The 24,241-nt window shown below is 70.0% G+C and carries 16 protein-coding genes; 2 read left to right on the forward strand and 14 right to left on the reverse strand.

Features of this window, described 5'->3' with window-relative positions; all coding sequences use genetic code 11:
• Nucleotides 1–248: 248 nt before the first annotated feature.
• On the forward strand, nucleotides 249–1,832 hold the full coding sequence (locus M1D46_RS03310; RefSeq protein WP_456286610.1) for a GH32 C-terminal domain-containing protein: 1,584 nt from the start codon (nucleotides 249–251) through the stop codon (nucleotides 1,830–1,832).
• 26 nt (nucleotides 1,833–1,858) lie between these two features.
• On the opposite strand, the gene M1D46_RS03315 is transcribed toward M1D46_RS03310, so the two are convergent.
• The 11 genes from M1D46_RS03315 to M1D46_RS03365 form a co-directional block, all read right to left on the reverse strand.
• Nucleotides 1,859–3,451: a glycoside hydrolase family 68 protein gene (locus M1D46_RS03315; protein WP_456287144.1), complete on the reverse strand. Its 1,593-nt coding sequence runs from the start codon at nucleotides 3,449–3,451 to the stop codon at nucleotides 1,859–1,861.
• A 263-nt stretch (nucleotides 3,452–3,714) separates the two neighbouring features.
• On the reverse strand, nucleotides 3,715–4,740 hold the full coding sequence (locus M1D46_RS03320) for a LacI family DNA-binding transcriptional regulator (RefSeq protein ID WP_456286611.1): 1,026 nt from the start codon (nucleotides 4,738–4,740) through the stop codon (nucleotides 3,715–3,717).
• Between the two features lie 24 nt (nucleotides 4,741–4,764).
• Complete coding sequence (locus tag M1D46_RS03325; RefSeq protein ID WP_456286612.1) at nucleotides 4,765–6,321, reverse strand: glycoside hydrolase family 32 protein; 1,557 nt, start codon at nucleotides 6,319–6,321, stop codon at nucleotides 4,765–4,767.
• An 80-nt stretch (nucleotides 6,322–6,401) separates the two neighbouring features.
• Nucleotides 6,402–7,844 (reverse strand): glycoside hydrolase family 32 protein, encoded by a 1,443-nt coding sequence (locus M1D46_RS03330; RefSeq protein ID WP_456286613.1) that lies wholly within the window; start codon nucleotides 7,842–7,844, stop codon nucleotides 6,402–6,404.
• Nucleotides 7,841–8,866 (reverse strand): LacI family DNA-binding transcriptional regulator, encoded by a 1,026-nt coding sequence (locus tag M1D46_RS03335; RefSeq protein WP_456286614.1) that lies wholly within the window; start codon nucleotides 8,864–8,866, stop codon nucleotides 7,841–7,843. The genes M1D46_RS03330 and M1D46_RS03335 overlap by 4 nt, the downstream gene beginning before the upstream one ends.
• Nucleotides 8,863–9,774 carry a carbohydrate ABC transporter permease gene (locus M1D46_RS03340; protein ID WP_416383281.1) on the reverse strand — a complete coding sequence of 304 codons (912 nt, stop codon included), beginning with the start codon at nucleotides 9,772–9,774 and terminating at the stop codon, nucleotides 8,863–8,865. The genes M1D46_RS03335 and M1D46_RS03340 overlap by 4 nt, the downstream gene beginning before the upstream one ends.
• Nucleotides 9,771–10,652 carry a carbohydrate ABC transporter permease gene (locus tag M1D46_RS03345; protein ID WP_324013062.1) on the reverse strand — a complete coding sequence of 294 codons (882 nt, stop codon included), beginning with the start codon at nucleotides 10,650–10,652 and terminating at the stop codon, nucleotides 9,771–9,773. The genes M1D46_RS03340 and M1D46_RS03345 overlap by 4 nt, the downstream gene beginning before the upstream one ends.
• Nucleotides 10,653–10,716: 64 nt before the next feature.
• Nucleotides 10,717–12,054 carry an ABC transporter substrate-binding protein gene (locus M1D46_RS03350; RefSeq protein WP_456284351.1) on the reverse strand — a complete coding sequence of 446 codons (1,338 nt, stop codon included), beginning with the start codon at nucleotides 12,052–12,054 and terminating at the stop codon, nucleotides 10,717–10,719.
• 48 nt (nucleotides 12,055–12,102) lie between these two features.
• Nucleotides 12,103–13,575: a GH32 C-terminal domain-containing protein gene (locus M1D46_RS03355; protein WP_324013060.1), complete on the reverse strand. Its 1,473-nt coding sequence runs from the start codon at nucleotides 13,573–13,575 to the stop codon at nucleotides 12,103–12,105.
• 139 nt (nucleotides 13,576–13,714) lie between these two features.
• Nucleotides 13,715–14,440, reverse strand: a complete 726-nt coding sequence (locus tag M1D46_RS03360; protein WP_324013058.1) for an aspartate/glutamate racemase family protein — start codon at nucleotides 14,438–14,440, stop codon at nucleotides 13,715–13,717.
• Between the two features lie 25 nt (nucleotides 14,441–14,465).
• On the reverse strand, nucleotides 14,466–15,995 hold the full coding sequence (locus M1D46_RS03365) for an NCS1 family nucleobase:cation symporter-1 (RefSeq protein WP_324013056.1): 1,530 nt from the start codon (nucleotides 15,993–15,995) through the stop codon (nucleotides 14,466–14,468).
• A 150-nt stretch (nucleotides 15,996–16,145) separates the two neighbouring features.
• Between M1D46_RS03365 and metH the strand changes: the two genes are divergently transcribed.
• Nucleotides 16,146–19,766 (forward strand): methionine synthase, encoded by a 3,621-nt coding sequence (metH, locus tag M1D46_RS03370; RefSeq protein WP_271174628.1) that lies wholly within the window; start codon nucleotides 16,146–16,148, stop codon nucleotides 19,764–19,766.
• Here the strand turns inward: metH and M1D46_RS03375 are convergent.
• From M1D46_RS03375 to M1D46_RS03385, 3 genes are read right to left on the reverse strand one after another with little or no spacing between them, the layout of a single operon-like run.
• On the reverse strand, nucleotides 19,681–22,503 hold the full coding sequence (locus tag M1D46_RS03375; protein WP_456286615.1) for an ATP-binding cassette domain-containing protein: 2,823 nt from the start codon (nucleotides 22,501–22,503) through the stop codon (nucleotides 19,681–19,683). The two genes, metH and M1D46_RS03375, sit on opposite strands and share 86 nt — an antisense overlap.
• Complete coding sequence (locus M1D46_RS03380; RefSeq protein WP_456286616.1) at nucleotides 22,500–23,048, reverse strand: hypothetical protein; 549 nt, start codon at nucleotides 23,046–23,048, stop codon at nucleotides 22,500–22,502. Before M1D46_RS03380 ends, M1D46_RS03375 begins: the two co-directional genes overlap by 4 nt.
• A gap of 58 nt (nucleotides 23,049–23,106) precedes the next feature.
• Nucleotides 23,107–24,222: a Fic family protein gene (locus M1D46_RS03385; RefSeq protein WP_455969020.1), complete on the reverse strand. Its 1,116-nt coding sequence runs from the start codon at nucleotides 24,220–24,222 to the stop codon at nucleotides 23,107–23,109.
• Between the last annotated feature and the right edge of the window lie 19 nt (nucleotides 24,223–24,241).

Genomic DNA, 24,241 nt, shown 5'->3' on the forward strand with positions numbered 1-24,241 from the left:
ATGCGCGCGCTGAGAGCCGTGTCAAACGCATCGGGTCATCACGCGGAGATCGGCTGCCGATTCCGCCGCGTCATCGCGCGGCGGAAGGCGGTTTCCTGGGAATCCACTGATTGCAAAACGGTTTGTAACGCCATACGGTGGAGGCGTCACTCGGATGTGGCGTGCTGAACTTCCACCCCTGTTGTCCGCGATGGTGCACCGTCTCCGTCGCCCATCGGCGGGGAGGCGGTGCACCCCAAGGAGTCCTCATGACCTCCCGCCGCGCTCGCACGCGCCTCGCCGTGCTGGCCGCGTTCTCCATCGTCCTGGCTGTCGTCGTCGCTCTCGTGTGGGCCTGGCCCCGCGACGATGGCCGATCCGCACCCGGGTCGTCTGGGTCGCCCACCGCGACGGCCGAGGGTCGTCCGAGCATCCACCTCACCCCGTCGGCGCACTGGATGAACGACCCTCAGCGGCCCGTCTTCGTCGACGGTCGCTGGCACCTCTACTACCTCTACAACGCCGACCACCCGCACGGAAACGGCACGGCCTGGTACCACGTGAGCTCGACCGACCTGGTGCACTGGCGCGACGAGGGCGTCGCGATCGAGAAGTACCGGAACGGCCTCGGCGACATCTGGACCGGCAGCGTCGTCGTCGACGAGCACGGCACAGCGGGCTTCGGGGCGGGCGCGCTCATTGCGCTCGTCACGCAGCAGGACGACGGCGTCCAGCGGCAGTCGCTCTTCTTCTCGACCGACGGCGGTGCCAGCTTCGCGTCGTACGACGGCAATCCGGTGATGGACAACCCGGGGGTCGACGCCTGGCGGGATCCCAAGGTGATCTGGGACGAGCAGCGCGGGCGCTGGCTGATGCTCCTGGCTGAAGGCGACAAGATCGGCTTCTACACCTCGCCTGACCTGAAGGAGTGGACCTATCGCTCGGGGTTCGAGCGCGACGATCTCGGCGTGCTCGAGTGTCCGGACCTCTTCGAGATGACGGCCGAGGACGGGTCGCGGCACTGGGTGCTCGGTGTGAGCGCCAACGGCGAGGCGCACGGGCGCACGACCGGGTACGCGTACTGGACGGGCTCATTCGACGGCGAGGTGTTCGCCCCCGACGAGGATGACCCGCTCTGGCTGGACGGCGGCGCCGATTTCTATGCGGGCGTGACGTGGAGCGATCCGCGCGACGGCGCCGCGAGCATGCGGCGGTATGCGCTCGGATGGATGAACAACTGGGCGTACGCCGGATCGCTGCCGACCGCAGGGTGGCAGGGCGGAGCGCTCTCGATCGTGCGCGAGCTCCGCCTTCGCGAACAGGACCGGCGCCTTGCTCTCACGTCGGAGCCCATCGACGCGATCGGCGCCCTCGAGGGCGCGCCGATCTCGGCATCCGGCATCCGGATCGTCGAAGGCGAGACCGCGGTCGACGGGATCCCGCAGCCGACGGAGGGCGCGTTCCGGCTGCGGATGACGATCGCCCAGGACCCTCGCGATCCTGCGGACGAGGTCCGGGTGCGGGTCGGCGACGAGAGCGCGTTCGCGACGGTCGGCGCGGACTTCGCCCAGGGAGCCGTCTTCCTCGCCCGCGACGCGGACCTCGCTGCGGACGCGATGCCCGAGCAGTACGGGGCTGTGCGCACCGCGCGGGCGCCGCTCGCCGACGGGCGGGTCGAGTTCGACGTCGTCGTCGACGCGATCTCCATCGAAGCCTTCGCGGAGGGCGGGATCGCGTCGCTCACGGGGCTGGTCTTCCTCGATCCCGCGGCGCGAGCGATCGCCGTCGAGTCCGTCGGCGGTGACGTCATCGTCGAGGACGTGAGTGTGGCGTCTCTCTCCAGCACGCGCTGACGAGAGACGCCACACTCGGCACCGCGTCAGCGGTTCTTCTTGGGCTTCAGTTCGAGGTTGGCCGGGATGTCGGCGTAGCCGCCGAGGCCGTCATCCCCGTAGGAGCGGTCGACGACGGCGGTGTCGCCGGAGATCTCCAGCCGCACCGTGGGGCCGAGGGTTCCGCCGCGGCGGAAGTCGTCCTTGGTGCCGATCGTGTCGATGAACGACTGCACGAGGCCGTTGGGCATGACGTAGTGCGAGTACGCCTGGAACTGGCCGGGGTGCTGGTTGTAGTCCGGGTCGAACGGGAACCCTGCCCAGTAGTTCAGGTTCGACGGGCTTCCGAGGGCGAGGCCGGAGCCGCGGTTGAGGGGCTGGTAGTCGCTGCGGATGCCGTCGCCGACGAAGCCGTAGACGCCTTCCGGGCCGTCGATGCCGGCTGCGAAAGTCGATCGGTGGCTGATCGTGAAGAGGTAGTACTTGCCGTCCTGCATGTAGATCTGCGGGCGCTCGGTCTGGTCCGTGACGCAGTTCGCGGAGAGGATGGGCGGGAGGAACTCCCACTCGGTGAGGTCCTTGTTCGTCGCGCGGGCCAGTCCGACGTTGCCGATCTGGTAAGTCGCGCCCGAGGCGTTGACCTCTTCGACGGTCTCCGCGTAGGGGTCGCCTTCGCGGTAGCCGAGGTCCTCCTCGGTGCAGTAGGCCTCGTCACGGGGCATGGCGGTGTTGCCCTCGAAGACCATGAAGGTCTCGCCGGGGTGGGCGGGGTCCTCGAACGTGAACGGGTCGCGGAAGTTGAAGAACGGGTTCTGCTCGGCGGTCTGGTAGTACTCGCCGTCGGCCTGGAGCAGGTCGTGGACCTTGTCGAAGCCCGTGAGCTTGACGCCGTTCTTGTTGGCGTGCACGTGCCCGACCGAGAGGGCGATGCGCGGGTCGTAGGGCTTGATGTCCTGCCCGTTCTCGTCGCGGTAGAACGCCACGTCGGTGAAGAAGAGCTTGATCTCGCCGTTCGGGTACACCCGGGCGGAACCGGACCACTGGGTCTGGTGGCTGTAGGACTGGTCCTCGAAGATCGTGCCGGTCACGCCCTCGTCGAACACGAGGCCGCCGTAGGTCCAGCCGCCGTTCTCGGGGCGCTCCTCGGACGGGACGCCGGCCGGGCGGTAGAAGTAGCCGATGCGGGCGTACTGGTGGCGTGCGTCGAAGCCGAGGCTGCGGTCGGCGACGAGGGAGAAGATGATCTCCCAGCCGTTCACGCGGTACTGGTTCGCCTTCTCGTCGGTGAGCGGCCAGGTGTCCCACACCCAGACCTGCTCGTTGCTCATGTCGGGGAAGTCCTGCGGGATGGTCGGCATCGTGTACTCCTCGGGGAGGGAGTTCTCCCGGGGAGCGGCGTTCGGATCGGACATCGCCTGGATCTGCATGGCATCCGCACGCGTCCACTTCGCGGTGAAGTCCGACAGCGGGTCGTATGCCTCCTGCGTGTGCTCGGTGGGAGCGGGGAAACCGGGCACCGCATCGAGCGCGGTAGCCGCAGGGGCGGCGATCGCCGGCCCCGCGATGACAGTGGCGCTGAGTGCGCTCAGCGCCAGGGCGACGCCCAGAAGGCGGCGCCGGGTTCGTTGTGTGCTCACGATCTTCGCTTTCGTCAGATGGGTGGGACGGCCGCTCGAACGTGACGTGTGATCTTCCGGGGCAGACGCTATGACTGCGCTGAGGGTGTGTCAACTGCCCGGGTTGCCGGGCAGCGGCGGCAGACGGTTTCCGCGAGAAGACGGGTTGCAAATCGGTTTGCAACAGTGTTAGCCTCCGGGCGGTCACTCGAGAAGTGACGTGCGCATCTTCCGATCGCTGCACGGTGCATCGCCCTGTCGTGACCCGACGGGGCGATGCACCCCGCTCACGCGGGAGGCGCGACCGAGCCGCGCTCCACGAGGGCGCATTCCAGGCGGGCCTGGACCGGCTCGGTGTCGCCCTCGACAGCCGCGAGCAGACGCGACGCCGCCCAGTGGCCCATCTCGGCATGCGGCAGCGCGATGGTCGTCAGAGACGGGCGGAGCCCTGCGGAGATGATCCGCAGGTCATCGACGCCGACGACGGAGAGCTCGTGCGGGATCGAGATGCCCGCTGCTGCCGCCGCCTGGTACACGCCCATCGCCATCTCGTCGTTGAAGCAGAAGACGGCGGTCGGGCGCGGTGTGCGCGCGAGCAGCGCGACGCCGGCTTCGTAACCACCGGCCGGATCGCCGCTCGCGCGGACGACGAGCCGCTCGTCGGCCGCGAGCCCCGCTTCCGCGAGGGCCGCGCGGTAGCCGGCCTCTCGCCCGTGCGCAGCGGGCACGTCCCCGCCGATCGTGGCGAGGGCGATCCGACGGTGCCCCGCCGCGATGAGGTGCCGCGTCGCGGTGAGTCCGATCCCGTGCTCATCGGGCACGACCGACGAGAGGCTCGGATCGTCGCTCGTCGCGTCGGCGAGGACGACGTTCTGGTCGCGCAACTCGTCGGGGACGACGACGGATCGGTGGAACATCCGCGCGTAGATGAAGCCGTCGACGCGATGCGTCAGCAGCGTGCGGATCTGACGTCGCTCGCGGTCGGCCATCCCATCGGAATCGAGCACGACGAGGACGCTGTCGTGCTCGGCAGCGGCCGCCTGGGCGCCGCTCACAATGCGACCGGCGTGCGGCGTGGATGCGATGACGTCGCTCAGGAAGCCGAGCGTGTACGTGCGCGAGCCGCGCAGCGATCGCGCGCGGACATCCGGCAGGTAGCCCAATCGCTCAGCCGTCTCGATCACCCGCGCGCGGGTATCGGGGTTGAGAGCGCGTGCGCCGCTGAAGGCGTGGGAGACCGTCGTCGGCGACACGCCGGCGGCAGCAGCGACATCACGGATGCCGACCCTCCGCTTCGGTTCCGCCGTGGCCATAGCGCAACGCTAGTGCACACGCCTTCAGCTCCCCTCGAAAGAGCGGATGACGATACCCGAGAAGCGCGCCGGGCCGCCGTCGGTGTAGAGCGAGATGCCGGTGTCGCCCTCAGTGAAGTGGACCTGCTGTGACAGGACCGTGTGTCCGGCGTTCACGAACACCTCCACGCTCTGCGTGTCGACGAAGATGCGAAGGTGCACCGTGCGCGCGGCGGGATCGATCGGCGCAGCTGCCCGCGTGTAGGGCGCGAGCTCATACCCCGCGAGCTCGGACGGCCCGCGGTCGACGTAGAGGTCGCTGCCGTACTTGCCGATGTTCGTATGGCGCGCGCCGTCTGCGGAGCGCCCGACCGAGACGCCGACGTTGGTCGCCGAGTCCCACGAGATGTCCACTTCGAGTTCGTAGGCGCGCCCGCTCCAGGGCAGCACGACACTTCCGTCGACGATCCGATCAGGCAGGGCCGTCTCGGAGGTCACGCGTTCCGCGAGCGTCGCGACGGGACTGCTGAGGAGGCTGTACCAGCCGCCGGCCTGGCGTACGAGGCGCAGTTCGCGCGTGATCGCGTTCTGCCCGTTGTATCCGTCGGTCGCGTCTGTCGGCACATCGCGGGCGGCGTACTTCCAGTTGTTCATCCAGGCGGTCGCATAGCGGCGGGTCTCGGGCGCGTCCGCCTTCGGCCACGTCACCGCTCCGTACCAGTCCCAGCCCCAGTCGAGCCACTGCGGAGTGAGGTCGTCGGCAAGGAACTGCTCGCCGTCCCACGTGCCCATCCAGTACGCGTAGGTCATGGGGAGTCCGACGCCGTACGCGTCCATGCTCGCGCCGAGGATCCAGTGACGAGAGCCGTCGTCGGCCGTCATCTCGAAGAGGTCGGGGCACTCGATGCCGCCGAGCGCGTGGTCCGGGTAGTCGAAGTTGCGTCGCAGGCGCCAGTCGCGCAGGTTCGCCGAGGTGTAGAAGGTCGCGTAGCGCGCACGGCCGATCACGCACACCCACTCGCCCCGTGCAGCATCCCAGTGGATCTTCGGGTCGCGGAACCATTCCGCGTTCGCGATCTCCTCGGGCGTGCTCGCCGTGCGCCCATCCGGGTTGACGATCACGGGGTCCGGCAGGGGAGTGAACGTGTACCCGCCGTCCGTCGACCAGTACAGGTACTGCTCCTGGAAACGGCGCACGCCGTCGGTCGGCTGCGTCGCGAGCGCGACGATCGCCCCTGACCCGAAGCCCGCGGTGTTCGCCGCGTCCACGACGAGCGATCCGGACCAGACCGGGACGTTCTGCCGCAGCGGCATGACCGTCCCGTGGTGCGTGAACGTCACCGCATCCACGGTCGTTGCGTGGTTCCATCCGCCTGGCCCATTGTTCACATCGGAATGCAGGTAGTACAGGTGGTAGGCGCCGCCCACGTGGACGGGACGCTGGGGATCGCAGAGCCAGCCGGACGGCGGGGTCAGGTGGTAGATCGCGCGCAGGGACGTCAGCGCGCGCGCAGGCGCTGTGTCGACGGAGCCGACGAGCAGGGCGAGGGCGCCGGCTCCGGCGCCTTGCATGAGTCGGCGGCGGGAGATCGGATGCATCATCGCAGATTCCTCTCGGTGTTCGCGGGCGCAACGGTGCGCCCGCCGTGGCGCGTGCGGACGGCGGCGTTCGAAGGGCAGGGTCAGGCGAGGGCGGCGGCGAGGGTCTCGGTCGGACGATCGGCGGCGAGATGGGCGGTCGAGGCCCTGACGGCGCCCGCCCGCTCGGTCTGCAGGCTTGCGACGACTGGGCCGTCCCCGAGCATCACGAGATGTGTGATCGTCGCCGCGCCGTCGTCGGCGAACACCTCGAGCAGAGGGCCGTCGAGGCTGATCAGCAGCCGTCGCGTCGATCCGTCCTCGATCAACCCGGTCGTGCACGCCGATGCGAAGTCGGGATGGACGGCCTCCGCGTCGGGGCCGCCGCGCTCGAAGCGGAGGGTCGCTGTCTCGGGATCGTGGCTCAGCTCCGCGAACGCGTCGGCGTCGCCCGCGAGCCGCAGGCGCAGAGAACCGGTCGTGCGCGGATCCCACTCCAACTCGAGCAGGGAGTGGCCGGTCAGGGCGAGCTCAGCGAATGGTCTCGCGGCGAGGACCACCTTCGACGGCGTACCGGCGAGGTGCTCACGCACGAAGACCGGGGGTTCCTGGCGCAGCCGCACTCGTCCGCGACAGTCTCGGCGGAGCGAGAGTCGACGCGGGAGCGACATCGCTCCCCGCCAGGGCGACGACGGGATGGCATGGGCGTAGCGCCAGTTGCTCATCCAGGCGAGCATGACCGCCTCGCCGTCTGGTGCGCTGTCGAACGTGACGCCGGCGTAGAGGTCACGTCCCTCGTCGAGCCGAGCGAACTGGCAGGTGTCGGGTGTGAAGGCGATCCCGTCGAAGGTCCCGGCGATCCAGCTCATGGCCGATCCGCGAGGATCGGCATCGTCGCCGACCGGGTTCGTGCTGAGCAGGAGAACCCAGCGGATGTCATCCGGATCGTCGTCGACGGCGAGCGGGACGAGGTCGGGGCACTCCCAGACCACACCGTCGGGTCCGAGTGGCCCGAACGAGCTGAGATGCTCCCACGTGCGGAGATCGTCGGACCCGTAGAAGAGCACCTGACGCGCGTCGGCTTCGACCGCGACGAGGATCCATCGATCGCGGCCGTCGGCCGTCGGGAACCGGACGACCTTCGGATCGCGGAAGGACGTCGTCCCTCGGTCGAGCACCGGGTTCTCGAGGTCGGGCGACCAGGTGAGGCCGCCGTCGTCGCTCACGGCGCGGGACTGCGCTTGCCGGCCGTCGTCGTATGCGCTCGTGTAGTGCGCGATGAGCCGGCCGCCGTCCTGCTCGGCCACCACGGACCCGGGGAAGATCTGTTCACCCGGCCGGTGCCGCAAAGCGACCGGGTGCTCGGTCCAGTGCGCGAGATCCGTGCTGGACGCGTGGCCCCAGCTCATGTTGCCCCAGTCGGACGACTCGGGGTTGTACTGGAAGTAGGCATGCCAGAGGCCGCTGTGATGGACCAGGCCGTTGGGGTCGTTCATCCAGTTGCGCCTCGGCGTGAGGTGGAACGCCGGACGAGGGACGCGGATCATGACCGAGGCTCCGCGATCGACGCGCGGGCGACGGGAGGGCAGGCGATGCGGCGCACTCCGTCGGCCGCCTCGTCGATGCCGAGCAGAACCCGCACGCCGGCGGCCCCCAGCTCGTAGTGCGGGAGGGCGACCGTCGACAGGGGCGGTCGGAGGTGCGCGGCGATGACCTCCTGGTTGTCGAACCCCATCACGGCGATGTCCTCCGGCACGCGTCGTCCGTGTTCGCGGAGTCCGTCATAGAGGCCCATCGCCACGCGGTCGTTGTGACAGAACACCGCTGTCGCCTGTGACGCGAGGACCTGCCGCGTGGACGCGTAGCCGCCCTCCTGCTCGGGCGCCGCGGGGAGGACGAGCGCGTCGTCGAAGGGGACGCCGGCCGCCTCGAGGGCTGCGCGGTAGCCCGCCAGGCGTCCGCTCTGAGCGGGCGAGGGCGTGGTCGTGTTGATGAAGGCGATCCTCGTGTGCCCCGCTGCGAGCAGAACCTCGGTGGCCGTGCGGCCGCCCTGCTCCTCGTCCGGCACGACCGCGGGGAGGCCGCTGCCCGGCGCGAAGCAGTCGACGAGCACGGTGTCGGTCTGGCGGAGGGTCTCCGGGACGACGATCTCGCGGTGGTACCAGGTCGAGTAGAGGATGCCCTGCACCTGGTGCTCGAGCATCATGGCGATCGCGTCCGTCTCGGCGGCGGTGTTGCCGTCGGTGTTGGCGACGAGCAGCACATAGCCGTGCTTCCAGGCCTCGTCCTGTGCGCCGTGGATGATCTGGCCGGCGAACGGCGTCGTCGCGATCGCATCGGCGACGAGGCCGATGAAGCGCGAGGAGCCTTGCGACAGGGTCTTCGCGAGGGCGTTCGGACGGTAGCCGAGTTCGAGCACGGCCTCTTGCACGCGGCGGCGGGCGTCTTCGCCGATGCGCGCGCCGGGCTTGTCATTCACGACGTGGGAGACGGTCGCCACCGAGACGCCTGCGGCCCTGGCGACGTCTCTCATGGTGACCGGCGAGCGCCCGTGGTCGGTGGTCGTCATCCCTTGGTCGCTCCGCTCTCGAGTCCGCTGATCATCGCCTTGTTGAGCACGAGGAACACGAGGAGCAGCGGAGTCACCGTGACGCACACGGCGGCGAACGTCGCTGTCCAGTCGGTGTTGCCCATCGCCCCGATGTAATTCTGCAGGCCGAGCGGGATGGTCTTGAGACCATCCGACAGCACGAACGTGTTCGCGAAGATGAAGTCGTTCCAGATGAAGATGCTGTTCACGAGGACGACCGTGATGATCGTGTTCGCGGAGAGGGGGAAGGTGATCTTCGCGAAGATCCGATACGGGCCCGCTCCGTCGAGTGAGGCGGCCTCGTACATCTCTCGCGGGATGTACTCGTAGAAGGAGGAGAACAGGTACACCGACATCGGCAGAGAGAACGCCGCGAGCGGAATGATCATCGACATATGGGTGTCGAGCAGGCCCACTTGCGAGTAGTCGATGAACAGCGGAACGAGCGCGATCTGGACCGGCACGATGATGCCGAGGAGGAACAGCGAGCGCACGAGCCCGCTGAAGCGGAAGCCGAGCACCTGCAGGGAGTACGCCGCCATCATCCCGGCGATCACGATGAGCGCGCTCGAGCCGAGCGTCACGATGAGGCTGTTGAGGATGTTCAGCCACAGGTCGCCGGTCGCGAACGCCCGCTCGTAGTTCTCGAGCGTGTACGCCGACGGCAGGGCGAACGGGTTGCCTCCCGCGAAGTCGGACGCCGTGCGGAAGCTCGTCACGAACAGCCAGGCGAGCGGGTAGACCTGCACGACCACGATCAGGGCGACCGTGACGCTCAGCAGTGCGCGGTGGATCGGGAGTCGCTGCGTGCGCGGGCTCCGCGCGCGATCGCGCGGCGGTTCGGTCACGGCGGTCTCCGGAGGTCGGATGAGGGCGGGAGCGGTCACGAGTCGTCCCTTCGACGGAGCAGGAGGATGATGAGGCCGACGGCGACGAGGCACTCGACGACGATGAAGACCGAGATCGCGCTCGCGTACCCGTAGTCCGTGTGCACGAACGCGGTCTTGTACATGTACGTCGTCAGGAGCTCGGAGGCCTGCCCCGGACCTCCTCCCGTCAGGAGGTAGGGGATATCGAACCCCCGCAGGGCGAAGGTCGTCGCCATGATCGTCGTGGTGATCCAGACGGGGCGGATATACGGGAAGCGGATGCGCCAGAAGGTCTGCCACCAGGAGGCGCCGTCGAGACGAGCGGCCTCCTCGAGCTCGCGCGGGACCGCGATCAGGGCCGCGTAGATGATCAGCATGTACAGGCCGGTGAAGCGCCATCCCTCGGGGATCGAGACCGCAGCGAGCACGGTCTGGACGTCCGAGAGCCACGCGGATTGAAGGTCTTCGAGACCGAGCCACGCGAGCGCCTGGTTGAGGAGGCCGACCGGGTCCAGCGAGTAGATGCGCTGGAAGAGGAAGGCGATCGCGACGGTCGAGATCACGGCAGGCAGCAGGTAGAGCGTCTTCACGAGCTCCCGGGCGCGCGGCAGCGCGGTGAGCAGCCCGGCGACCGCGAGCGCGCCGCCCAGCTGCAGCACGAGGCAGATCGCGAGGTAGCCGAGCGCGTTTCCGAACGACGTCCAGAACACGTCGTCACGCGTGAGCATCTTGACGTAGTTGTCGACGCCGACGAAGACCATGTCGGTGATCCCGTCCCAGCGGAACAGACTGAGGACGAGCGACTGGATGATCGGCAGCAGCACAGCGACGCCGTAGAGCAGCAACGGCGGGACGAGGAACACCGCGACCGAGAGCGCCGAGCGGCGCGGCAGCATGGACGTCCGCATCGTCGGGCGGGGCCGGGACGGGCGGCGTACGCTCGCCCCGGACCGAGCCGTCTCAGCCATCGAGGTTCTCCGCGAGGGTCGCGTCCATCGTCTCGATGAACTGGTCCGGGGTGATCTCGCCCTGTACGAGCAGCGTCAGCTCCTGCTGGAGGCGCGTGTTCGTCGCGGGATCGAGCTGCGTGTCCCACGGCATCGCGATGGCCTCGCCGACGCCGTCGGCCTGCTCGACCGCGCGCGTGTACAGGTCGGTGGCGCCCTCGGGGATGGCCGTCTCGGAGGTCGTCGTCGGAGACAGTGCGCCCGTGGCCGCGTAGACCTCGGGGTAGCGCTCAAGCGCGAACGCGAGGAAGTCGCGGACGAGCGGGTCGTACGTCTTCGCGTTCACGGCCATCCCGATGCCCGACGGCGTCACGTACTCGTTCTCGGCCGTCACCGCCCCGTCGATCGTCGGCAGCGTGAAGTAGTCGACGGCGTCTCGCACCGCCGGGTCGAGGGCATCGGTCGCGAGGTTGCCGAGCTCCCAGGTCCCGATGTTGTAGATGGCCGCGCGCCCCGAGGTGAAGAGCGCCTGCGCGTCCGCGTATCCGGTCGAGGAGAAGCCGTCGGCGAAGCAGCCGGCCTCGCCGAGTGCGTGCATCCACTCGGCAGCGGCGCGACCCGCCGGGTCGGCGAACGACGCGTCGCCGTTCTTGAGGTCCTGAACGTACTCGGGCCCGGCCATCCGGAACGGGTAGTAGGCCAGGTAGCGCTCGAGCGGCCACTGGTCCGCCCCGTCGAGGGCGATCGGTGTGATGCCGGCGGCGCTCAGCTGCTCGCACATCTGCGGAAAGTCGTCGAGTGTGGCGGGCACCTGGACGCCCGCCTCGGCGAAGAGATCGGTGTTGTACCAGAAGAACTCGAGCTGGAACTCGAACGGCACCATGTACAGCGACCCGTCGTCGAACCGCTGGTAGGCGAGGGCGGCCTCGCGGTAGTCGTCGGCGAGCCCGAGATCCTCGAGGAGCAGTTCCACGTCGACCATGCGACCCTGATCGGCGAGCTTCTGCGCGAACGGCGTCGCATCGGTGTCGAACAGCTCGGGCAGCTTGTTCGCCGCGGCGAGCGTCTCGTACTTCTGGATGTACGAGGGGCGGTCCGGTGTCGTGATGAGGTTCAGGGCGAACCCGGGGTGCTCATCGGCGTACTCGTCGGCGATCTGCTGCATGGCCGTGATCACGCCGCCGTCTGCTGGTCGGGAGAGGAGCCACGAGATCTCGCGGGCGACGATCTCGCCGTCGGGGTCGACGTCGGCGGGATCGGAGGAGGCGGTCGTGCCGGAGCAGCCGGCGAGGGCGAGAGCGGAAGCGGCGAGGCCGGCGAGCAGCGCCGCGCTGCGGTGAGGGCGGGACATGGTCGTCATCTCCATTGACTGATCGATCGGGTGTGGGCGGGCGTCGGCTCAGCGGCCGAGGGAGAGGAGGTTCTCGCGGCGATCCGCAGAGGCGGTGGACTCGGGGACGCGGACGGTGAGTTCGTGCAGGAGTGCGGACCCTTCGCCGACGAAGAAGCCCACGCGGCCCGAGGTGCGGTCGTAGATGCGCGTGCTGAGCACCGTTGCGTCGTCGAGGGTCGCGACGCAGATGTCGCCGTCGACGAGGACGTCGAGCACGTGCGCGCCCGGGTCGACGGTGCACGGCCGCTCGAGCTCGACCGCGAACGGGACGTCGCCCGAGATCTGCCATTGCTCGCCGCCCGTGCGGCGCCTCGGCCAGCGGTCGAAGACGAGGCGGTTGCGTCGAGGCTCCACGCGGATGGCGTAGCCGGCGTCGCCGTCGGCGCTCGTCCGCAGGAGCATGCCGCACTCCGTCGTGCCTTCGCTGATCTCGAACTGAGCAGTGACTCGGAAGGCGTCAGGGGCGTCCTCGTGCGAGAGGATGTGCTGATAGCCGTCGGGTGCGGCGAGCGTCTCAGCGTGCATGACGACCCCCGTCGACCCGGTGGAGTAGGCGCTGCGCAGCTCGGCGGGCGGATGGAAGGCGAGCGTGCCGTCCATCCGCTGCTCCGCCTCGAGCACCGAAAGCGTGCCGGCCCACTGCCACGCGCCGTCGTCGCACGCGCCTTCGCGCGTCGCGATCCAGCCGAAGAAGAGGCGTCGTCCGTCTCGCTCGGCCGACTTGGCCGCGTAGTAGGCCCGTCCGTCGAGCGTGTCGTGCTCGGGTACCAGCCACGGGCCGTCGAGGCTCCGGGCCATCCGGTACCGGGTGGTGAACGACTCGCTGAACTCCGACGAGACGAGGTACCACCAGTCCCCCCACTGGAACACCTCGGGACACTCGTGCGCGAGAAAGCGCCGCGGGTCCCAGAACGGCGCTGCGGGTTGCCACGCGCGCAGGTCGTGCGAGACGCACTGCGCGATGACGCCCCGTCGGCGCCGCGGCCCGCTGTCGTGGCGAGCCGTGATGAGCATGCGCCAGAGGCCGGCCTCGTGGTCGCGGAACACGAACGGATCGCGCCAGTCCGAGGTCTCGTAGCCGGGCGTTGCGCCGAAGGCGTCGTCGGGGTGCCGTTGCCACGTGCGCATGCCGTCTGCGCTCGTCGCATGCATGACGACCTGGACGGGAAGGCCGTCGGATCCGAGTACGGCCGGGTTCTGACCCGTGTAGAACGCGTGGTGGAGGCCGCTCTCGTCGCGGACGATGCTGCCGGTGTAGACGTTGAAGTCTGCCGCGTCCGGCCCACCCGAGGCGAGTGCGACGCCCTTCTCTGAGAACTCGACGAGGTCCGTCGTCTCGATGCGCAGCCACGGCATTCCGGTCTTCGGTTCGCGGCGCTCTTCGTGAAGGTAGAAGAGATGGAAGACGCCATCCTCCTGCCAGGGGATCACGTCCCCCACCCAGGCTCCGTCCGGTCGGTAGAACCCTCGTCGGCTCATCGTCACCCCGTCATTGGTGGTTAATCGGTTGAGCAGGACGTTAGCAGGTCTCGGTGGAGATGGTCAATCGGTTAATCACGAACAATGGGAACGGGCCCTCCGCGTCTGACGCGGAGGGCCCGTCGTTCGGCCCCCCTCGTCAGCGTGCGAGCGCGGCGAACCCGGTGACGCGCTTGGGGCGCGGCGGGGCGTAGGTGCGCACCTTGGACGTGCGAAGGCCGAGGCGCACGAGGCCCTCCGCGACCGCGACCGCCGCCTGCACGCCGTCCACGACGGGCACCCCGCACAGCTGCACGACGCGGTCCTTCAGCTCGGCCATCCCGCCGCATCCGAGCACGATGACCTCCGCGCGGTCCTGCTCGACGGCGCGCTGCGCCTCCGCCGCGATCGCCTCGACCGCGCGGGCGGGGTCGGACTCGAGCTCGAGCACGCCGAGGCCCGACGACCGCACCGAGGCGCACCGATCGTGCAGCCCGGCGAGGACGAGCCGGTCCTCGATGAGCGGGACCGCCCGGTCGAGCGTCGTGATGACCGAGTACGAACGGCCGACGTACATCGCGGTCGACGCCGCGGCCTCCGTGATGTCGACGACGGGCACGTCGAGGAGCTCCTGGAGTCCTTCGCGCCCGTGCTCGCCGTACCCTGCCTGGATCACGGCGTCGTACGGGCCCTCGTACCGCGTCACCTTGTCCATCACGGCGATCGCAGCGAGGTAGCTCTCCACGTTCCCCTCGCACGACTCGGCGCCGAAGTCGGGGGTGAGGCCGATGATCTCGGTGCCCGGAGAGGCGGCCGAGCGCGCCGCCTCCGCGATGCCCTCGGTCATCGACTCCGTCGTGTTCACGTTCGCGACGAGAATGCGCATGTCGGTGCTCCTTCTTCCGGGGCGATCAGTGGGTCGGCGTGACGGCGATGTCGGTGCCGGCGACATCGTGGAAGGGCCCGCGGCGATCGGCGATCACGGCGTACACGACCGCGGCGAGTCCGGCGGCGAAGAACCACGAGAAGTCGCGGACCGCGGCGAACGCGGGCAGGAACGTGAACAGGAGCGAGATCGCGCCCGAGATCGCGAGGGCGATGACGGCGCGCGGGTTGAAGCCGCGGGTGTACGCGTACTCGCCGACCGGCGAGGTCGAGTACAGCTCGGGCACGTTGATCCGCTGCCGGCGGATGATCCAGTAGTCGACCATGATGATGCCGAAGAGCGGGCCGAGCAGGGCGCCGAGGCCGCCCAGGAAGACGTTGATCACGACGGGCGAGTTGTAGAGGTTCCACGGCAGGATCGCGAGGCCGATCACGGCCGACAGGATGGCCGCCTTGCGGAAGTCCAGGTGACGCGGCAGGAGGTTCGTGAACGCGTAGGTCGGGGCGACGAAGTTCGCCATGAGGTTCACCGCGATCGTGAGGGCGATGAGCGCGAGCGAGGCGAGCACGAGCAGGAAGGTGTTCGGGATGGCCGCGACGACGTCGGCGGGCGAGGTGATGAGCGTGCCGTTCAGGCGGAACGTGCCGCCCGAGAGCACGACGACGATCGCGCCGAAGAACAGCATGTTGATCGGGATGCCCCAGAAGTTGCCCTTGACGACGGCCGCGCGCGACTTCGCGCCGCGCGTGAAGTCGCAGAAGTTGAGCACGAAGGTGCCGTAGATCGAGACCCACAGCGACGCCGCGCCGAGCATCGTGAGCCAGAGCTCGCCGCCCTCGGCGGTGCCGAGCGGCGCCCAGTCGATCTGGAACCCGCTCTGGATGAGCACCCAGACGGCGAGGACGACGAAGGTGCCGAGGATGATCGGCCCGGCCCACGCCTCGTACTTGCGGATCATCTCCATGCCGTAGCTGACGATGACGACCTGGATCGCCCACAGGGCGAGGAACGTGATCCACCCGAGGGCCGACAGGCCGAGGAAGGATCCGGCCTGCAGTGCGACCGCTCCGGGCGCGACCGCGATGATGACGACCTGCAGCACCTGCGACGCGAGGTACGTCTGGATGCCGAACCACGCGATCGCGACGATGCCGCGGAGCAGGCCGGGGATCTGCGCGCCGTGCACGCCGAAGGCGATGCGGCTCATGACGGGGAAGGGCACGCCCGTCTTCTCGCCCATGAACCCCGACAGCGTCAGGAGCAGGAAGAGGAAGAGCGCCCCGAACGCGAGTGCCCCGAGGATCGCGCCGCCGCTCAGCCCGAGCGCGAACAGGCCGATCGCGAACGCGTAGTTGCCGAGGCTGTGCACGTCGTTGGCCCAGAGGGTGAAGATGCTGTAGGCGCTCCAGTGGCGGCCCTCGCGCGTCGTGGGCGCGAGGTCGCTGTTGTAGAGGCGCGGGCTGATGCCGGCCTGGACGGCGAAGGTGGCGGATGGCGGGTTCGCGAGCCCCTCGGAGGCGCGGCTCGGGATGTGGACGTACTCTTCGGTCGACATGGACGCTTCTTTCCTCGACTTCGTCGTCAGGGGAGAGGGATGATGAAAGTTCCATAATATGGAACACCTGTTTCGGGTAAAGGAATTTCACCACGTCGTCGGTCGAGCTGTCAACGGTCTGGCCTGCGCCCGCGCCCTAAGATCGACCCCGTGCCGACCCCCTCGCTCCGCCACCCCCTCGACATCGACGGGATCCCCTACGCGCCCCGCGCGCAGGCGCTGCGCGACGCGCTCGCGACGCGCGTCGTCATCGCCGACGGCGCGATGGGCACGATGCTGCAGCGATACGAGCCGACGCTCGACGACTACCAGGGGCTCGAGGGCTGCAACGAGATCCTCAACGTCTCGCGCCCCGACATGGTCGGCCGCATCCACGACGACTACCTCGCGACCGGCATCGACGCGATCGAGACGAACACCTTCGGCGCCAACTGGTCGAACCTCTCCGACTACGACATCGACGACCGCATCCACGAGCTCGCCGAGGCGGGCGCCCGCATCGCGCGCGAGCGGGTGGATGCGGCGGAGGCGGCGGATGGCCGGATGCGCTGGGTCCTCGGGTCGATGGGGCCGGGCACGAAGCTGCCCTCGCTCGGGCACACGACCTACGCGCACCTCAAGGAGACCTTCGCGCAGCAGGCCGAGGGCCTGATCGACGGCGGCGCCGACGCCCTCCTCATCGAGACGTCGCAGGACCTGCTCCAGACGAAGGCCGCCGTGAACGCGTGCAAGCAGGCGATCGTCGCCCGCGGCATCCGCCTGCCGATCTTCGTGGAGGTGACCGTCGAGACGACCGGCACCATGCTCATGGGGTCGGAGATCGGCGCCGCGCTCACGGCTCTCGCACCGCTCGGCGTCGACGCGATCGGCCTGAACTGCGCGACGGGGCCGCAGGAGATGAGCGAGCACCTGCGGCACCTCTCCAAGCACTCGCCCGTCACGGTCATGTGCATGCCGAACGCCGGCCTTCCCGTGCTCACGGCCGATGGCGCGCACTACCCCCTCACGCCCGCCGAGCTCGCCACGGCGCACGAGCAGTTCGTACGGGAGTTCGGCCTCGGCCTCGTCGGCGGATGCTGCGGCACGACGCCCGAGCACATGCAGGCCGTCGTCGACCGGCTGCGCGGGGCATCCGCCGCCGAGCGGTCGGCGCAGATCGAGCCCGGCGTCGCCTCGCTCTATCAGCACGTGCCCTTCGACCAGGACGCGTCCTACCTCGCGATCGGCGAGCGCACGAACGCCAACGGGTCGAAGGCGTTCCGCGAGGCGATGCTCGAGGGCCGGTGGGACGACTGCGTCGAGATCGCGCGCTCGCAGATCCGCGTCGGCGCGCACCTGCTCGACGTGTGCGTCGACTACGTCGGGCGCGATGGCGTCGCCGACATCCGCGAGATCGTCTCGCGCTTCGCCTCGGCCTCCACCCTGCCGCTCGTCGTCGACTCGACCGAGCCCGCCGTCATCCAGGCCGGTCTCGAGCTCATCGGCGGTCGCCCTGTCGTGAACTCGGTCAACTACGAGGACGGCGACGGCCCGACCTCGCGCTTCGGGCGCATCATGCCGCTCGTCAAGGAGCACGGCGCGGCCGTGATCGCGCTCACGATCGACGAGCAGGGGCAGGCGCGCACCGCGGAGGACAAGCTCCGCATCGCCTCGCGCCTCGTCGACGAGCTCGTCGGCGAGTGGGGCATGAAGGTCTCCGACATCATCGTCGACTGCCTCACCTTCCCGATCGCGACCGGCCAGGAGGAGACCCGGCGCGATGCGATCGAGACGATCGAGGCCATCCGCGCCCTCGTCGCGAAGTACCCCGGCATCCACACGACGCTGGGCGTCTCGAACGTCTCGTTCGGGCTCAACCCGGCCGCCCGCTCGGTGCTGAACTCGGTGTTCCTGCACGAGGCGTCGCAGGCGGGTCTCGACTCGGGCATCATCGACGCCGCGAAGATCGTGCCGCTCGCGTCGATCCCGGAGGAGCAGCGCCAGGTCGCGCTCGATCTCGTCTGGGACCGCCGCGCGTACGACGCCGACGGCACCCTGACCTACGACCCGCTCGCCCGCATGCTCGACCTCTTCGCGGGCGTCGACAGCGCCGCCCTCCGCGACCAGCGCGCGGCCGAGCTCGCCGCGCTGCCCACGGGAGAGCGGCTCCAGCGGCGGATCATCGACGGCGAGCTCAAGGGGCTCGAGGAGGACCTCGACCTCGCGCGCGCCGAGGGGATGACCGCACTCGGCATCATCAACGACCACCTGCTCGAGGGCATGAAGGTTGTCGGCGAGCGCTTCGGGTCGGGCCAGATGCAGCTGCCGTTCGTGCTGCAGTCGGCCGAGGTCATGAAGACCGCCGTCGCGCTGCTCGAGCCGCACATGGAGAAGAGCGACGACGCGGGCAAGGGCCGCATCGTCCTCGCGACCGTGCGCGGAGACGTGCACGACATCGGCAAGAACCTCGTCGACATCATCCTCACGAACAACGGGTACGAGGTGATCAACCTCGGCATCAAGCAGCCGATCGCCGACATCATCGCCGCGGCCGAGGAGCACGACGCCGACGTGATCGGCATGAGCGGCCTGCTCGTGAAGTCGACGGTCGTCATGAAGGAGAACCTCGAGGAGCTGCAGGCGCGGGGCCTTGCGAGGCGCTGGCCGGTCATCCTCGGCGGTGCGGCGCTCACGCGCGCCTATGTCGAGGACGACCTCGCGAGCCTGTTCGAGGGCGAGGTGCGCTATGCGAAGGACGCGTTCGAGGGCCTCGCCCTCATGGAGCCGCTCGTCGCGATCGCGCGCGGCGCCTCGCCCGACGAGGTGGGCCTCCCGCCCCTCAAGAAGCGCATCCACCGCAAGGGCGCCGCTCTCACGCTCACCGAGCCGGAGAGCATGCCCGAGCGCTCCGACGTCGCGGCCGACAACCCCGTGCCGGCGCCGCCGTTCTGGGGCACGCGAATCGTGCGCGGCATCGCGCTGGCTGACTTCGCGGCCTTCCTCGACGAGCGCGCGACCTTCATGGGCCAGTGGGGGCTGAAGCCCGGTCGCGGCGACGACGGACTGTCGTACGAACAGCTCGTCGAGCGCGAGGGTCGGCCGCGCCTGCGGTACTGGCTCGACCGCATCCTCGCGGAGGGCATGCTCGATCCGTCGGTCGCGTACGGGTACTTCCCCGTCGTCTCGGAGGGCGACGACCTCGTCGTGCTCCATCACGGAGAAGATCCGGATGGCCGCATCGGCCGCGCGGGGCTGCTCGCGCCCGACGGAGGCTCGGGCGGGTCGGTCGGCTCCGACCGGCTGCGCTTCCACTTCCCGCGCCAGCGCCGTGATCGGCACCTGTGCCTGTCTGACTTCGTGCGCGCACGCGCATCGGGCGAGGTCGACGTGCTGCCCGTGCAGCTCGTGACCGCGGGCGCGAGGATCGACGAGGTGACCGCGCGGATGTTCGCCGAGAACCGGTACCGCGACTACTACGAGCTGAACGGCCTCGTCATGCAGCTCACCGAGGCGCTCGCCGAGTTCTGGCATGCGCGCATCCGCGACGAGCTGGGGTTCTCGGCCGAGGACCCGACGAGCACCGAGGGGCTGTTCAAGCTCGAGTACCGGGGCGCGCGGTTCTCGCTCGGCTACCCCGCGTGCCCCGACATGGAGGACCGCCGCAAGGTCGTCGAGCTGCTGCGGCCCGAGCGGATGGGCGTCGAGCTCAGCGAGGAGCTGCAGCTGCATCCCGAGCAGTCGACGGACGCGTTCGTCTTCCACCACCCGGAAGCGAAGTACTTCTCGGTGTGACGGCCGGCTTCGCCCGCCGCAGCGCGCGCAGGCAGGCGGTGCCGACGAGGGCGAGCCCGACGACGGTCGTGATCGCCCGCAGCGTGTCCCAGCTCAGCGTGGAGGTCACGAGCGAGTACACGAGGAAGCTCGCGAGGTTCTCGGCGAGCGGCGCCCCGGGCGCGTAGGACGCTCCCGTGCCGGCCCCGACCGCGAACGGCCAGAACCACATGTTCATGATGAGCCCGAAGGCGTACGACGCCGCGACGCCGTAGACGCACAGCATCGCGATCTCGGCCCGTCCGCGCACGCGGCGGGGGAGGAGCCCCGCGCCCGCCGCGACCCATCCGCACGCGAACATCTGGAACGGCAGCCACGGGCCGACGCCTCCCCAGAGCAGCGCCGACATCCCGATCGACACGGCGCCCAGCAGCAGGCCGAAGCGCGCCCCGAGCACGCGGCCCGCGAGGATGAGCAGCACGAACAGCGCCTCGACGCCGCCGACGCCCGTCCCGACGATGCGGATGGCCGCGCCCACGGCGCCGAGGACGGCCAGGTGCGCGAGCGTGTGGGCGGAGCGCACCGAGCCGTCGAGGAGGGCGAGCACGGCGATGACCGCGAGCGGCGCGACGGCGACCGCCACGTACGGGACGGCGGCCTGGGCCTCGGTCGGGAGGGCGCTCGCGAAGAGGGGCCACAGGAAGGCCCCCGCCGCGACGAGGTTGGCGAGAACGAGGAGCGACCTGCCCCTGGTCGTTGAGCGAGCGGAGCGAGTCGAAACGTCGTGACCCGTCGTCGAGAACCGCACCCTGCTTCCGGCGCTGCCCCCGGTCGTTGAGCGAGCGGAGCGAGCCGAAACGCCGTCCCCCTCCGTCCCCGGCACACCCACGCGCCCGTCCGCGATCGCCAGCCGGCGGTCCGCGACGAGCTCCGCGAACGCCGCGTCGTGCGTCGCGAGCAGCACGCCGACCCCGGCGTCGGCCTCGGCGAGCACGGCGCGTGCGACGAGTGCGCGGGCCGCGGGATCGAGCCCACGCGTCGGCTCGTCGATGAGCAGCGCCCTCGGGCTGCGCGCGGTCTGGAGGGCGATGGCCAGGCAGCGCCGCTGCCCCGCGGACAGATCTCGCGGGTGCGTGCGGAGGATGCGCGTGAATGTCGGCGCCCCGGGCTCGAGGCCGAGGAACGCCGCGAGCCGCTCGGCGGTGGGCTGCGCGGGGCGGAAGCGCCGGTCGGCCGCGCGGCATTCCGCGGCGACCGTGTCGCGCAGGAGGAGGTCGTCGGACGCATCGGGGACGAGCGCGACGCCGCGGCGCGCGCCGCCCGCGGCCGCGACCCCGGGCGCTCCGGTCGCGAGCGCCTCGAGGAGGCTCGACTTGCCCGCCCCGTTGGGGCCGGTCAGCACGAGCACCTCGCCCGCGTGCAGCTCGAGGCTCGCCTCGTCGACGGCGATGCGCGTCCCGCGTCGCACGGTGACGTCGTGGGCCGCGAGGGCCACGACGCCTGCGGGCGGCGGCGTGCGGCGCGGCGCTCTGCTTCGCTCGGGGCCGGAAGGGAGGTCGGCAGGCCCCGCCGTCCCATCCTCGATCCGCAGCGAGAGGTCGGCCATCGACGCGAGCTCGGCCATCCGGTGCTCGGCGACGACGACGCACATGCCGTCGCGATGGGCGAGCGCGTCGAGGAGCGCGACGATCCGGCCGCGGAAGTCGGCGTCGAGGTCGGCGAGCGGCTCGTCGACGAGGAGGAGCGCCGGGTCGTCGACGATGGCCGATGCGAGGGCGACGAGGGTCGCCTCGCCCGCCGAGAGCCCGCGGACGGGGCGCTCGAGGAGGTGCGCGATGCCCATCCGCTCCGCGACGTCGGCGACCTTCTTGCGACTGTCCGCTGCGGAGACGCCGCGCAGCTCGAGGGTGAAGCCGATCTCGTCGGCCACGCGAGCCGCCGCGAACGCCTGCCGGGGCTGCTGCAGCACGACGCCGATGTCTCGCGCGAGGTCGCGCGGCGGCACCGCGCTGCGGTCGCGGCCGACGACCTCCGCGCGTCCCGCCATCCATCCGCCGTCGACGTGCGTGTGGAGCCCCGCGATGAGCCGCAGGAGCGTCGACTTGCCGGCGCCGGTCGGCCCCGAGAGGCAGACGACGGATGCCCGCGGCAGCGAGAGCGCATCGACGCGCACGACCTCGACGGGGCCGAACCCCGCGCGGACGCCATCGAGCAGGACGGCCGTCTCGGCGCGTGCCGCGGGGGATGGCCGGCCCGCGTAGCCGCGGAGCTCGAGTGCCGCGCTCAGCGCGGTCGCGCGCTCGAGGGCGCGCTCGAGCACGGGCGCGAGGAGGCGCGCGGCGTTCCGCTCGTCCCGCAGTCGCTGGGCGAACCGCGCGGCGCGGACAGCGTCGGCGAGAGAGGGAACGGTGGCCCACGCGATGGCGAGGGCGCGGCAGATTCCGCCGAGGAAGCGCCCGCGCGCGCCGTGCGCGAGGAGGCGCGGCACGTCGACGAGCGCCGTGAGCACGCCGATCCCGAGGATGACGAGCGCGATCGGAACCGCGCTCAGCGCGGCGTCCGCCAGGCCATCCGCCGTGACCTCGCCGAGCAGGCGCACATGCGCGAAGGGCGGCGGGAGGCGCAGCTCGGGCAGCGCCCAGAGCACGGCGCCGTCGCCGTCGGCGCCGTGGAAGAGGATGCGGTAGACGATCCGGACGACGATGAAGCCCGCGGCCACGACGGCCGCGGTCCTCACCGCCGCGGATCGCGTGGTCACGGTGCCGCGGGTGCGCCGTCCAGCGTGAAGAGGAGCTCGAGGCTCTCGCCCGGTGCGACCTCCTGGGTCGACAAGCCCTCCATCGCGTACCCCCACTCGCCGTCGGCGGGCTGGATCCAGATCGACCAGTAGGCGAACGCGGCGGGCATCGACGCGCACTCCTCGACGTACGCCGGGTCCTCGGTCGAGCCGACCGGCTCGGTCGCCGACGGCAGGCCGTCCGCGCGGCAGAGCACCTCGTCGCCGTACTCCTCCGTGCCCTCGGTCTCGACGCCGGCCTCGGCCAGGACGTCGGCCGCGACCTGCGGCTCGTCCGCGAGGACGCAGCGCTCGTTGCGCTCGCCGCCCTCGAGCGCGGTGCTGTCGACGATGAGCGAGATGCCCTCGTCGTCGGCGCACGCGCCGTCGACGACCGTCTCGGCCGCAGGGGTCTCGGCCGGTGCCGACTCGGCCGGCTGCTCGGACGCGGGGCTTGCACAGGAGGCCAGGGCGAGCACGGCGATCACGCCGGCGAGGCCCGAGAGGGCGCGCAGTGTCTTGGTCACCGACTCAGCGTAGGGCGCGCGGCGGCGGTGGTCGGAACCGCGCGTAACAGGAGACCTGTCAGAAGAGCATCACGGCGCGTGCCGGGGGCGGCGCGTTGCGCGAGAGAATGTCCAGGAAGCGCACGTTGATGAAGAGTCGGTCCCGGCCGAGCCGCAGATCTCGGAGGACGCCGCCCGCGACGAGCGCGTTCAACCACGAGGCCGCGGTGGGGCGGGAGACACCGCACCGGTCGATCACGTTCGCGATGCGTGCGTAGGGATTCTCGAAGAGCACGTCGAGCAGGTCGGAGTTGCTGCCGGCCGTGGTCAGATCGCGGATCTCCTGGCGGACTGTCTCCTGCAGAGATTGGATCTCGTCGATCTTGCCGAGTGTCTCCTGCGCGGTCTGTTCGAGTCCCCGCAGCATGAACCGCACCCAGTCCTCCCACGCGCCGTCCCGGGTGACCGCGAGGAGAAGGCGGTAGTAGTCGTTCTTGTTCCGGATGATGTAGCGGGACAGATAGAGAATCGGAGCGTCGAGGAGCCCCGCTTGCACCAGGTAGAGGACGTTGAGGATGCGGCCTGTGCGGCCGTTGCCGTCCTCGAAGGGGTGAATGGCCTCGAACTGGTAGTGCGAGATCGCCATCCGCACGAGCGGGTCGATCTCATCATCTCGGTGGAGGTACTCAGACCAGTTCGAGAGCTTGTCGCGGATGACGCCTTCTCCGACGGGGGGAGTGTAGATCGCCTCGTGCGTTGCGGGGTTCCCGATGTAGGTGCCAGGAAGAGTCCGGACATCCATCTCCCGCCTGTGGATGGTTGTGCAGACCTCGATGGCGGTTGAGGCGGACAGGGGGCGCCGGGCGATGATCTCCAGACCGGCGAACAGGGCAGCGCGGTAGCTCAGAGTCTCCTTGGTGTCCGGGCTGGCGGCTGCCGCGGGGTCGTGCGCATATCGGAAGAGGTCGTCGGTCGTGGTGACGATATTCTCGATCTCCGAGCTCGCCTGCGCCTCGAGGAGCGAGATCGAGTTCACGAGCACGAGCGGATTGGGCATCCGCTTCGCCGCTTCGTTCAGGCTTGCAAGTGCGGCGCGGGCGCGGATCGTGTCGCGGAGGACCGCCTTCGTCTCGATCTCCGCGTTCGGCGGGAGCAGCGGAAGCGCGTTGTACGGCTCCGAAGGCGACCATGTCATGTGGAAAGCCTACGACGAC

The sequence above is a fragment of the Microbacterium sp. JZ70 genome, assembly GCF_053903225.1.

Coding starts and splice junctions, on each gene's coding strand:
- M1D46_RS03345 (WP_324013062.1), bottom strand. CDS start 10,652: ATGCTGCCGCGCCGCTCGGCGCTCTCGGTCGCGGTGTTCCTCGTCCCG.
- M1D46_RS03320 (WP_456286611.1), bottom strand. CDS start 4,740: ATGGCCACGGCGGAACCGAAGCGGAGGGTCGGCATCCGTGATGTCGCT.
- M1D46_RS03355 (WP_324013060.1), bottom strand. CDS start 13,575: ATGAGCCGACGAGGGTTCTACCGACCGGACGGAGCCTGGGTGGGGGAC.
- M1D46_RS03385 (WP_455969020.1), bottom strand. CDS start 24,222: ATGACATGGTCGCCTTCGGAGCCGTACAACGCGCTTCCGCTGCTCCCG.
- M1D46_RS03350 (WP_456284351.1), bottom strand. CDS start 12,054: ATGTCCCGCCCTCACCGCAGCGCGGCGCTGCTCGCCGGCCTCGCCGCT.
- M1D46_RS03310 (WP_456286610.1), top strand. CDS start 249: ATGACCTCCCGCCGCGCTCGCACGCGCCTCGCCGTGCTGGCCGCGTTC.
- M1D46_RS03330 (WP_456286613.1), bottom strand. CDS start 7,844: ATGATCCGCGTCCCTCGTCCGGCGTTCCACCTCACGCCGAGGCGCAAC.
- M1D46_RS03325 (WP_456286612.1), bottom strand. CDS start 6,321: ATGATGCATCCGATCTCCCGCCGCCGACTCATGCAAGGCGCCGGAGCC.
- M1D46_RS03360 (WP_324013058.1), bottom strand. CDS start 14,440: ATGCGCATTCTCGTCGCGAACGTGAACACGACGGAGTCGATGACCGAG.
- M1D46_RS03335 (WP_456286614.1), bottom strand. CDS start 8,866: ATGACGACCACCGACCACGGGCGCTCGCCGGTCACCATGAGAGACGTC.
- M1D46_RS03365 (WP_324013056.1), bottom strand. CDS start 15,995: ATGTCGACCGAAGAGTACGTCCACATCCCGAGCCGCGCCTCCGAGGGG.